This window comes from Caulobacter sp., from assembly GCF_049283275.1.
Lineage (GTDB): Bacteria > Pseudomonadota > Alphaproteobacteria > Caulobacterales > Caulobacteraceae > Caulobacter.
This window is the reverse complement of sequence record NZ_JBAPVS010000172.1, coordinates 23,633-34,490: the sequence shown is the minus strand read 5'-3', so window position 1 is coordinate 34,490 and position 10,858 is coordinate 23,633. Positions and strand designations below refer to the sequence as shown.

Annotated in this window: 6 protein-coding genes, 1 tRNA gene and 1 pseudogene; 4 read left to right on the top strand and 4 right to left on the bottom strand. The window is 69.3% G+C overall.

Annotated elements, in window-relative coordinates:
- The 4 genes and pseudogenes from WAL33_RS09480 to WAL33_RS09465 form a co-directional block, all read left to right on the top strand.
- Positions 1 to 276 (top strand): annotated as a pseudogene (locus tag WAL33_RS09480) (MBL fold metallo-hydrolase); the annotation flags it as partial.
- Positions 277 to 340: 64 nt separating this feature from the next.
- Positions 341 to 817, top strand: a complete 477-nt coding sequence (locus tag WAL33_RS09475; protein ID WP_422180741.1) for a PaaI family thioesterase — start codon at positions 341 to 343, stop codon at positions 815 to 817.
- 138 nt (positions 818 to 955) lie between these two features.
- Positions 956 to 1,045: transfer RNA gene (locus WAL33_RS09470), tRNA-Ser, on the top strand.
- A 58-nt stretch (positions 1,046 to 1,103) separates the two neighbouring features.
- The gene (locus tag WAL33_RS09465; RefSeq protein ID WP_422180739.1) at positions 1,104 to 2,783 is read left to right on the top strand and encodes an alpha-glucosidase; all 1,680 of its coding nucleotides are present in this window, start codon (positions 1,104 to 1,106) and stop codon (positions 2,781 to 2,783) included.
- Between the two features lie 166 nt (positions 2,784 to 2,949).
- On the opposite strand, the gene WAL33_RS09460 is transcribed toward WAL33_RS09465, so the two are convergent.
- From WAL33_RS09460 to WAL33_RS09445, 4 genes are all read right to left on the bottom strand, one after another.
- A complete protein-coding gene (locus tag WAL33_RS09460) occupies positions 2,950 to 3,786 on the bottom strand; it encodes an alpha/beta fold hydrolase (protein ID WP_422180737.1) in 837 nt (278 codons plus the stop codon).
- A 336-nt stretch (positions 3,787 to 4,122) separates the two neighbouring features.
- A complete protein-coding gene (gene nagE / locus WAL33_RS09455) occupies positions 4,123 to 5,868 on the bottom strand; it encodes an N-acetylglucosamine-specific PTS transporter subunit IIBC (protein ID WP_422180735.1) in 1,746 nt (581 codons plus the stop codon).
- Positions 5,869 to 5,872: 4 nt separating this feature from the next.
- Positions 5,873 to 8,404: a phosphoenolpyruvate--protein phosphotransferase gene (ptsP, locus tag WAL33_RS09450; protein ID WP_422180733.1), complete on the bottom strand. Its 2,532-nt coding sequence runs from the start codon at positions 8,402 to 8,404 to the stop codon at positions 5,873 to 5,875.
- Between the two features lie 23 nt (positions 8,405 to 8,427).
- Complete coding sequence (locus WAL33_RS09445; protein WP_422180731.1) at positions 8,428 to 10,830, bottom strand: beta-N-acetylhexosaminidase; 2,403 nt, start codon at positions 10,828 to 10,830, stop codon at positions 8,428 to 8,430.
- Between the last annotated feature and the right edge of the window lie 28 nt (positions 10,831 to 10,858).

Genomic DNA, 10,858 nt, shown 5'->3' with positions numbered 1-10,858 from the left:
CTGCTGGACCTGGCGCCGCCGACCCGCATCCTGGTGGGCCAGACCGGCGCCGCCGCCAAGGCCTGGGACACCACCGTCGGCGAGCAGAAGGCCGGCAACATCGACGCCGGAGACGCTGTTCCGGTCGAGGCCTTCGTCGCCCGTCGCGCCGCCGTCTTGACTGCGCCCGGTCCGCTGGCCGCCCCGGCCCTGCAGGTCGGGATCCGCGCCTTCCGCCTGCCGCCCGAGGGTGAGGACGGTAAGCGTTTCCAGCCCGTCGATATCAGTTCTATTTAAAAACTGACTTGCCTCACCGCCCTTCCGTCGCATAGATGCTTCGCACGCGAAGGAGACGCCCCCCATGGCCGAAGACAAGAGCGCCGCCCCATCCCCGCTCGACGCCGCGCGGATCGCCGGCGACGCCGATCGCAGCGCCGCCCTGACGGCGGGCCAGAAGGGACACCTGCCCGATCTGCTGGGCCTGGAATGGCTGGAAGCGACACCCGGCCGCGTGCGGGGGCGCATGACCGTGACCCAGCGCCACATGGCCCCCAACGGTTTCCTGCACGCCGCCAGCGTCATCGCCCTGGCCGACAGCGCCAGCGGCTACGGCTGCGTGGTCTCGCTTCCCGAGGGCGCCAACGGCTTCACCACCATCGAGCTGAAGTCCAACTTCCTGGGCACCGTGCGCGAGGGCGGCGGCGTGGCCTGCGAGGCGACCCTGGTCCATGGCGGCCGCAACACCCAGGTCTGGGACGCCGTCGTCACCGCCGAGGCCACCGGCAAGACCATCGCGCTTTTCCGCTGCACCCAGATGGTTCTCTATCCCAGGGCCTAGACCGGGCGGGCCCCCGCGCCGGAAACCGCGCCCCGCGACACAAAAGCTTGTCACAGGCTCTTGCGCTCTTCCGGCGGCGCCGCTAGGTATCCCGCCCTCACTCAAGGCACGCCTCCGGGCGGCCCCTGAAGACCCCCTGGAGAGGTGGCAGAGTGGTCGAATGTACCGCACTCGAAATGCGGCGTGCCTGGAAGGGCACCGTGGGTTCGAATCCCACCCTCTCCGCCACTAACCTCAGCGTCAAAATCGGTTAGCGTCACCCGGGCAGGCCTGGGAGAGACCGTTCGTGTGCGATGACCAACCGACGCTCCGCGCCGACGCAGCCGCCGCCCGTCCCTGGTGGAAGGACGCGGTCGTCTATCAGATCTATCCGCGCTCGTTTCTCGACACCAACGGCGACGGGGTGGGCGACCTGCCGGGGATCACGGCCCGGCTGGACTATCTGAAGGCCCTGGGCGTCGACGTGGTCTGGCTGTCGCCGCATTTCGACAGCCCCAACGCCGATAACGGCTACGACATCCGCGACTACCGCAAGGTGATGGCCCAGTTCGGGACCATGGCCGATTTCGACGCCATGCTGGCCGGCATGGCGGCGCGGGGCATGCGCCTGATCCTGGACCTGGTGGTCAATCACAGCAGCGACGAGCACGCTTGGTTCGTGGAAAGCCGCAAGGGCCGGCAAAATCCCTATCGCGACTACTACATCTGGCGCGACGGCAAGGATGGGGGACCGCCCAACAACTACCGCGCCTTCTTCGGCGGCCCGGCCTGGACCTTTGATGACGGCTCCGGCCAGTACTACCTGCACTATTTCGCCGCCAAGCAGCCCGACCTGAACTGGGAGAACCCCAAGGTCCGGGAAGAGGTCCACGACCTGATGCGGTTCTGGCTCGACAAGGGCGTGTCGGGCTTCCGGATGGACGTGATCCCGTTCATCTCAAAGCCGCCGGGCCTACCGGACTTGACGCCCGAAGAGCTGCGCGCGCCGCAGTTCGTCTACGCCGCCGGTCCCAAGCTGCACGACTATCTGCGCGAGATGCGGCGCGAGGTGCTGGACCGCTACGACACCATGACGGTCGGCGAGGCGTTCGGGGTCACGCCCGACGCCGCTCGCGACCTGATGGACAGCCGGCGCGGCGAACTGGACCTGGTGATCAACTTCGACATCGTGCGGATGGACATCGACGGCTGGCGCAAGACGTCCTGGACCCTGCCCCGGCTGAAGACGCTCTACACCCAGCTGGACCAGGCCGCCGGACCGTTCGGCTGGAACACTCAGTTCCTGTCCAACCACGACAACCCGCGCTCGGTCTCGCATTTCGGCGACGACGATCCGGCCTGGGTCGAGCGCTCGGCCAAGACCGTCAACACCTTGATCCTCACCCAGCGCGGCACGCCGTTCCTGTATCAGGGCGAGGAGTTGGGCATGACCAACTATCCGTTCCAGACCCTGGACGACTTCGACGACCTGGAGGTGGCCGGGCGCTGGCGCGACGTGAAGCATCGGGTGTCGGAGGCCCAATACCTGGCCAACGCCCGGGCCATGGGCCGCGACAACGCCCGCACGCCGATGCAGTGGACGGCCGGCCCGCACGGCGGCTTCACGCGCGGCAAGCCCTGGCTGGCGGTCAATCCGAACGCCGAAATGATCAACGCCGAAGACCAGGCCGCCCGCCCGGACTCGGTGCTGGCCAACACCCGCGCCCTGATCGCGTTCCGGCGCGGTTCGATCGACCTGCGCGAGGGCGACTATCTCGACATCGATCCCGACCACGAACAGGTCTTCGCCTATCGCCGGGGCGAGCGGCTGCTGGTGCTGCTGAACTGCGGACGCGAGACAGTGCGCTACGCCTTGCCGGACGGCTTGGCGGTGGACGGCGCGGCGTTCGGAGCCGCCGAGGTCGAAGGACGGATCGTGACGCTGGCGGGGTGGACCTCGGTGATCCTGACGGTTCGAGATGCGTAGAAACGCAGGGGCCGGAACCCTAGCGCTCAGTCAGCCTCGGAAGCGAAAACCCCGGCCTTCGACAAGCTCAGGATGAGGTTTTCTACTGCCAAGGCCCGCACAATGGTCCTCATCCTGAGCCTGTCGAAGGACGAGGACCACGCACCGCGCTTGAACGTCGCTCAACCTAGGCCTTGATGAAGGCCAGCAGGTCGGGGTTCACGACGTCCGGATGGGTCGTGCACATGCCGTGCGGCAGGCCCGGATAGGTCTTCAGCGTGCCCTTCTTCAGCAGCTTGATGCCGAGGCGGGCGGAATCGTCGATCGGCACGATCTGGTCGTCCTCGCCGTGCATCAGCAGGACCGGCACGTCGACCGACTTGAGGTCTTCGGTGAAGTCGGTTTCCGAGAAGGCCTTGATGCAGTCGTAGTGGGCCTTGGCGCCGCCCATCATGCCCTGACGCCACCAGTTCTCGATCGTGGCCGGCGAAATCTTCGCGCCCGGTCGGTTGAAGCCGTAGAACGGGCCGGCCGCGACATCGTGGAAGAACTGGGCGCGGTTGGCGTTCTGGGCGGCGCGGAAGCCGTCGAACACCTCGATCGGCAGGCCGCCCGGGTTCTTGGCGGACTTGACCATGATCGGCGGCACCGCGCCGATCAGAACGGCCTTGGCCACCCGGCCCGGCTTGGCGCGGGCCACGTAGTGGATGGCCTCGCCGCCGCCGGTGGAGTGGCCGACATGGACGGCGTTCTTCAGGTCCAGGTGGTCGGTCAGGGCGATGACGTCGGCGGCGTAGGTGTCCATCTCGTTGCCGGTGTCGGTCTGGGTCGACCGGCCGTGGCCGCGACGATCATGGGCGATGACCCGGAAGCCTTCGCCCAGGAAGAACATCATCTGGTTGTCCCAGTCGTCGGCGCTGAGCGGCCAGCCGTGGTGGAACACGATCGGCTGGGCGGTCTTGGGACCCCAGTCCTTGTAGAAGATCTGAGTGCCGTCCTTGGTGGTGACGAAACCGCTGCTCATGGTGCTGTCTCCTGGAGGTTTGGGCGAGGCCTTCGGCGTCGCCGCCGACGATGTGGACGCGGAGAGGGATGGCAGCGCGCTCAACAGAGCCAGACTCAGGCCGCTGGTGACGAGGTCGCGCCGCGATGCGTCGCCGCCTTTGCCCCCGTCCTGGCCCAGGTCGGGACTGGAAGATCTGGTCATGCCCTCACCTCTCGGTTTCGATCCGGCGGGACCCCGCCAAGCGAGCCTGGACGCTAGGCCTTTCCACCGTCCAGGGCTTGGACATGCCTGTCGTGACTTGAAGGTTCTTGATGCATGACAGCGTTGGCCAGATCGGCGCGGAGCGCCAGCGCGTCAGGCCGGCAGCAGGCAGCGCACGGCCTCGCCGATCCGTTCGGCGTCGGGCCCCAGCACCACGTGCACGGACCGCTCGCCCACCCGGACCACGCCCCGCGAGTCCAGGGCCGCCAGCGCCGCCTCATCGACGGCGGTGTTGTCGCGGACCACCAGGCGCAGACGGCTTGAGCAGGCGCCGACCGCCTCGACATTGGCCCAGCCGCCCAGGGCGCTGACCAGGGCTTTGGCCCGGTCGTCGTCGGCGGCGGTGGGCAGGGCGGAGGCTGTCTTGGCGGCCGTGATAATCGGCTTGGCGGGCGCCGGAGCGCCCATGGCGGCGCGGATCTCGCCGGCCACGCCATCGGCGATCGGCCCCAGCACCACCTGCAACGCCTTGTCCGAGGGCCTGACCACGCCACGCGCGCCCAGAGCCTTTAGGGTCGGCTCGCTGACCGCGCCCTGGTCGACGACGATCAGGCGCAGACGGGTGGTGCAGGCGTCGACCGAAACCAGGTTCCCAGCCCCGCCCAGGGCGGCCACAAAGTCGGCCCCGCGCCCGCCGCCGGTCGTGGCGGCCTCGGCGGTGACCGCGTCGTCGGCCTCGCGGCCGGGGGTCTTGAGGTCGAACTTGAGGATGAAGAACCGGAACAGGCCGTAATAGACGCCGGCGTACAGCGCCCCCAGCGGCAGCAGCCACAGCGGATGGGTCGCCTTGCCGAAGTTCAGCACATAGTCGAACAGACCGGCCGAGAAGGTGAAGCCCAGCTTGATGTCGAGCAGGTTCATCACGGCCATGGCCACGCCCGTCAGCACCGCGTGCACCGCGTAGAGCAGCGGGGCCAGGAACATGAAGGAAAACTCGATCGGCTCGGTCACGCCGGTCAGGAACGAGGTCAGGGCCAGGGAGGTCAGCATGCCGCCGACCGCCTTTTTCTTCTCCGGCCGGGCCGTATGGTACATGGCCAGGCAGGCGGCGGGCAGGCCGAACATCATCACCGGGAAGAACCCGCTCATGAAGCCGCCGGCGCTGGGGTCGTCGGCGAAGAACCGCCGCAAGTCGCCCGTGGCGCCGTGATAGTCGCCGATCACGAACCAGGCGATATTGTTGAGGATGTGGTGCAGACCGGTGACGATCAGGATCCGGTTCAGGAAGCCGTAGACCAGCAGGCCCAGCTCGCCCGAGCCGACGATGGCCCGACTGGCCCCGTCGACCACGCCATTGATGCCGTCGTAGCCAAAGCCGATCAGCACGGCGATCAGCAGACCGGCCACGCCGCTGATGATCGGCACGAAGCGCCGGCCGCTGAAGAAGGCCAGGTATTCCGGCAGCTTGAAGGTCGAGAATCGGTTGTAGAACACCCCGCCGATCAGGCCCGAGGCGATGCCGACCGGCACGCTGAGCTTGGCCAGGGCCTTGGCCTTGTAGGCGGCTGACGCCAGCCCCGCATGAGCCTCGACCAAGCCAGCCGTGACCTCGGCCGGCACGTGCAGCAGGGCCTTGGCGCCCTCGGTGGCGATCAGGAAACAGACCACGCCGGCCAGACCCGCGGCGCCGTTGTTCTCGCGCGCGAAGCCCACCGCCACGCCGATGGCGAACAGCAGGCCCAGGTTGGAGAAGATCGCGTCGCCGGCCGCGGCCACGAAGGCGATGTTCAGCAGGTCCGGCTGGCCCAACCGCAACAACAACCCCGCCACCGGCAGGACAGCGATGGGCAGCATCAGGGCGCGGCCCAGGGGCTGGAGGAATTCGAGTGGAGACTTCATCGCTTTAGGCTCCAACCCCGGTCTTAAAAAGGGGCGCTTGGAAGGCTTTGCAGAGATCTCGGACGGCCTCGGGCGAGGTCAGGTCCAGCGCCTGGCGGGCCAGGACCTGGCAGGCCTCGACGTTCAGCGCGCGGACCAGCGCCTTCACTTCCGGCACGGTCGCGGCCGTGGCCGACAGCTCGGTGACGCCCAGTCCGATCAGCACCGGCACGGCGACGAGGTCCGACGCCAGGCCGCCGCAAACGCCGACCCAGCGGTGATGCTTGGCGGCCCCGGCGCAGGTCTGGGCGATCATCCGCAGCACCGCCGGGTGCAGGGCGTCGATGCGGGCGGCCAGTTCCGGATTGCCCCGGTCCATGGCCAGAACGTATTGGGTCAGGTCGTTGGTGCCGATCGACAGGAAGTCGGCCTCGGCGGCGATCAGGTCGGCGGTGACGGCGGCGGCCGGGGTCTCGATCATCACGCCCAGCTCGACCCGCCGGGTGATCCCCATCTCGCGCTTGGCCTCTTCCAGCACGGCGCGGACGGCCCGCAGCTCGTCGAGGCTGGCGATCATCGGGACCATGATCTTGCATTGGCCCAGCGGTTTGACCCGCAGGATGGCCCGCAGCTGGGTCTTCAGCAGGTGCGGCCGCCACAGGCTCACGCGCACGCCGCGCAGGCCCAGGGCCGGGTTCTCCTCGGCCGGGATCGGCAGATAGGGCGCGGCCTTGTCGCCGCCGACGTCCAGGGTGCGGATGATCAGCGGGCGACCGTCCAGGGCCGAGGCGATGGCCTGGTATTGGCGGGCCTGCTCGTCCTCGTCGGGCGGGGTCTCGCGCTCCAGGAACAGGAATTCGGTCCGCAGCAGGCCCGAGCCCTCGGCGCCGTTGGCGGCGGCGGCCAGGGCGTCGTTCAGCGAGCCGACATTGCCGAACACCTCGATGCGCGTCCCGTCGGCCGTCCGGCTTTCCTGGTGGGCGGCGGCCTTGGCGGCAGCCTTGCGCTCGTGGCGGGCGGCGATGGCGGTCTGGGCGGCGGCCAGCTGGGCGGCGTCGGGACCGACGCGCAAGGATCCACCCTCGGCGTCGAGGATCAGGCTCGCGCCCTCGGTGACGTCCAGCACGCCCGGGCCGACGGCGACCAGGGCCGGTATGCCCATGGCGGCGGCTAGGATCGCCACGTGCGAGGTCGGCCCGCCCTTGGCCGTGCAGAAGCCCGCGACTTGGCCGGCCTCGAGACCCATCAGCTGGGACGGCAGCAGTTCGTCGGCCAGCAGGATGGCGCCGGCCGGCAGGGCGCGCGCCTCGTCCTCGTCGCCGGAAAGGGCGCGCAGCACCTGGCGCTCCAGGTCGATCAGGTCGTCGACCCGTTCGGCCAAGCGACGATCGCCCAGGCCGCGCAAGGCCTCGACATAGCCGCCGACGGCGCGCCGCCAGGCAAAGCCCGCGCTCTTGCCGTCGGCGATCAGCCGGTGGGCCGAGGCGGTCAGCTCGGGGTCTTCCAGGAAGGCCAGGTGGGCGCCGAGGATGGCCTTGCGGGCCGTGTCGCCATTCGCGGCGGCCTTTTCGAGCCTGGTGCGGACCAGGGTCAGGGCGTCCTGCAGCGCGGCGCTTTCGTGGCCCGCGCCGGCTCCCGCTTCCGCCACGACAATGTCGCTGGAGACGAGGCGCACGGCCTGGCCGATCGCCAGGCCCGGAGCGGCCATCACGCCGCGCAGAAGCCCGGGTTCGGAAGGCGGGGCCGGGCGGACAGCCTCAACCACGGCGGCGGGCGAGGCCGTCGGCGCCAGAGCCGCGCTCTCGCCCATGCCGCCCTCGATCAGCTCGACGATCGCGGCAACGGCGAAGTCGGCGTCCGGACCGCTGGCCACGATGCTGATACGGTCGCCATGGCGGATGGCCAGGGTCATCACCCCGACAGGGCTCTTGGCGCTGGCCCGGCGGTTGACGGCGACCAGGGCCACCTCGGCGGCGAACTTGCGGGCGCTCTCGGCGATGCGGGCGGCGGGACGGGCGTGGATGCCGTGCTGCAGGGGGACAATGACCTCGCGCGACACCTCCCCCTCGACGACCGTCAGCGTCGCGCCGGCGCCATCCAACGGGGCCAGCTCCATCAGGAAATCGCCCACCGAAGCGACGCGGTCCTGCTCGCGGCGGACGATCCGGAAGGCGTCCGGATTGGTGATCACCACCGGGGTTATCAGGCTCTTGGCGTGCTGGGACAGCAGGTCCAGGTCGAAGCTGATCAGCTTGTCGCCGGTCTTCACGGCCTGGCCGTCCTGGACATGGACCTCGAAGCCCTCGCCGCCCAGGCCGACGGTCTCCAGGCCCACATGCATCAGGATCTCGGCCCCATTGTCGGCCCGCAGCGTGACGGCGTGACGCGTGGCGTGCACGGCGATCACCCGCGCGTCGCAAGGCGCGTGCAGGGTCGAGCCCAGAGGATCGATGGCCAGGCCGTCGCCCAGCATACGCTCGGCGAACACCGCGTCGGGCGTCTCGTCAAGCGGAGCGATCCAGCCTTTGAGCGGCGAGGACAGTACGAGATTGGCCACCGGTACGCTTCCTGCTTGCGGGTCTAGTTCTTGGTCTTGGCTTGGGTTTGGGCTGGGACTTGGGTCGGGGTCAGCGTGACCTGGTCGAGCACCAGGGTCGGCTCGACGCTGCGCGCTGTAAAGCTCAGGCAAAGGTCGTGGGCCCCGTCCCGCTTGGGCAGCACGCCGGTCACGGTTCCCAGGCCAGGGCCGCGGGCCGCCGCGCCCAGCGCGAAGGCCGCGATGCGTTCGCCCGTGCAGCTGTCCAGCCGCACTTCCAGCTCGCCTTCCGGCGTGGCGGGCGCCCGCAGCGGAATGTTGTCGCGCGCCGCGCCGATCTGGAAGTTGAACGGGACCTGGCCGATGCGCGCCGTCAGCTTCAGGGCCGAGGACAGGTCCGCGCTCTTCCAGACCCAGCACGCGTTCATCAGGTTCACCGCGAACACCGCGCGCGGACCGGCGCCGGAACCGCTGATCGGCGCGTCATCCTCCAGAGACAGGTTGATGCCGTCGCCGCAGAGCTCCAGCTGCTGGCTCTTGCGGGTCTGGGCCGCCAGCAGGCTGACCGGATAGTCACGCACCCGGCCCATGGCGTCGGCGCCCATGAACGTCCGGGCACGGACGGTCTTGCCCGGCGCGACGGTCAACGGCGCTGCGTAGAGGTTGGCCGCCTTGGTCGGCGCCTGGCCGTCGGTGGTGTAGCGGATCTCGCCCAGACCCAGGCCCGAGGCCAGGGCCACCGAGACCTGACCGCCCCCGGTGGGACGCAGGGTGGCCTGCGGCTCATAGGGCACGGTGTCATGGGCCACGCCCAGGACGTCCAGCCGCGCGGTTTCGGCGGGCAGGCGGGCGGCGAAGCTGTTCCAGTCGCGGCCGGCTTCGGGCGTCCAACCGCTCTCGGCCACGGCGACCAGGCGGGGGAAGGTCATCTTCTCAAGACGATCGTCCGTGCGCATGTGCTCGGTGAACGCATTGGCCTGCAGGCCCAAGATGTGGGCGCGCTGCTCCGGGGTCAGCGACGCCGGGACCGGCTCGTAGCCGTAAATGTCCTTGAGACTGAGGATCTTGATCCGGCCGGGCGGCTCGTCGGCCGAGGCGCTCTGGCGGCGATCTAGATAGAGGACGCCGTCGGGCGCCAGCACCGCGTCGTGCCCCTGCGAGGCGGCGGCCACCGCACCCTCGATCCCGCGCCACGACATCACCGTGGCGTTGGGGGCAAGCCCCCCTTCGAGGATTTCGTCCCAGCCGATCATCCGCCGGCCGCGGCTGTTGATGTGCTTCTCGACGCGCTGGATGAACCAGCTTTGCAGGCCGTGCTCGTCCTTGACCCCCAGTTCGGCGATCTTGGCCTGGACGGCCGGGCTGGCCTTCCACTGATCCTTGATCGCCTCGTCGCCGCCCACGTGGATGTAGGGCGAGGGGAAGATGTCCATCACCTCGTCGAGCACGTCGTTGAGGAAGACGAAGGTCGAGTCTTCGGGACTGTAGAGGTAGGGGAAGATGCCCCAGTCGCCCATCGCCGAGCGCGGCGGGGCCTTGGTCATGCCGAACCGCGGATAGGCGACCAGCGGCGCCAGGGCGTGGCCCGGCATCTCGATCTCGGGAACGATGGTGATGCCGCGCGCGGCGGCGTAGGCGACCAGGTCGCGCGCCTGATCCTGGGTGTAGAACCCCTCGTAGCGAACCTCTTTGCCGGTCTTGGGATCCTTGCCCGCCGCCCCGGCCGGCACGCGCCAGGCGCCCTCGCTGGTCAGCTTCGGATACTTCTTGATCTCCAACCGCCAGCCTTGGTCGTCGACCAGGTGCCAGTGCAGCACGTTCAGCTTGTGGGCGGCCATGGCGTCGATAATCGACTTGATGGTGTCGATGCTCTGGAAATGGCGGGCGCTGTCCAGCATGAAGCCGCGCCAGACAAAGCGGGGCGCGTCGTCGATACTGACGGCGGGCAACTGGGCCGCCCCCTTGGCGGCGTCCTGCACGGCCAGCTGCCAGACGCTGACCGCGCCGTAGAACAGGCCCGCACGCTTGGCGGCGGTGACGGTGACGCCGGTCGGGGCCACCTGCAGGGCGTAGGCCTCGGCCTTGTCGCTGGAGGGGCCCGCTTGAGAGATCGGGCCACGCGCCAGGACGATGGCGGCCTCGCCCGCGGGCGGCGCGCCTTCGACCACGGCGAGCTTCAGGCCTCGAGCCTTGAACAGCATGTCGGAAAGCTGAGCGGCCACGACGCGAGCCTCGATGTCGCCCCTGGCGACGAAGATCCGGGTCTTGGCGGTCAGGGCGAAGGTCCCCTGTCCCAGCTCGGCCTTGGCCGGCGCGGGCGTCAGGGTCAGGACCGGCCCGCCCGTCGCGGGGGAAGCCGCGTGTCCCGTCGAGGCGATGACGAGGACCGCGGCGGACGCCGTCAGGCCGGCGGTGAATTTGGCGAAGGCAGTCGAAGACTGGGTCATGGACAGGGACTCGGCCGGCAGGCGGCAA

Bases quoted from the DNA above. Each gene is read 5' to 3' on its own strand.
- WAL33_RS09475 (WP_422180741.1), top strand. From the start codon at position 341: ATGGCCGAAGACAAGAGCGCCGCCCCATCCCCGCTCGACGCCGCGCGG.
- WAL33_RS09460 (WP_422180737.1), bottom strand. From the start codon at position 3,786: ATGAGCAGCGGTTTCGTCACCACCAAGGACGGCACTCAGATCTTCTAC.
- nagE (WP_422180735.1), bottom strand. From the start codon at position 5,868: ATGAAGTCTCCACTCGAATTCCTCCAGCCCCTGGGCCGCGCCCTGATG.
- WAL33_RS09445 (WP_422180731.1), bottom strand. From the start codon at position 10,830: ATGACCCAGTCTTCGACTGCCTTCGCCAAATTCACCGCCGGCCTGACG.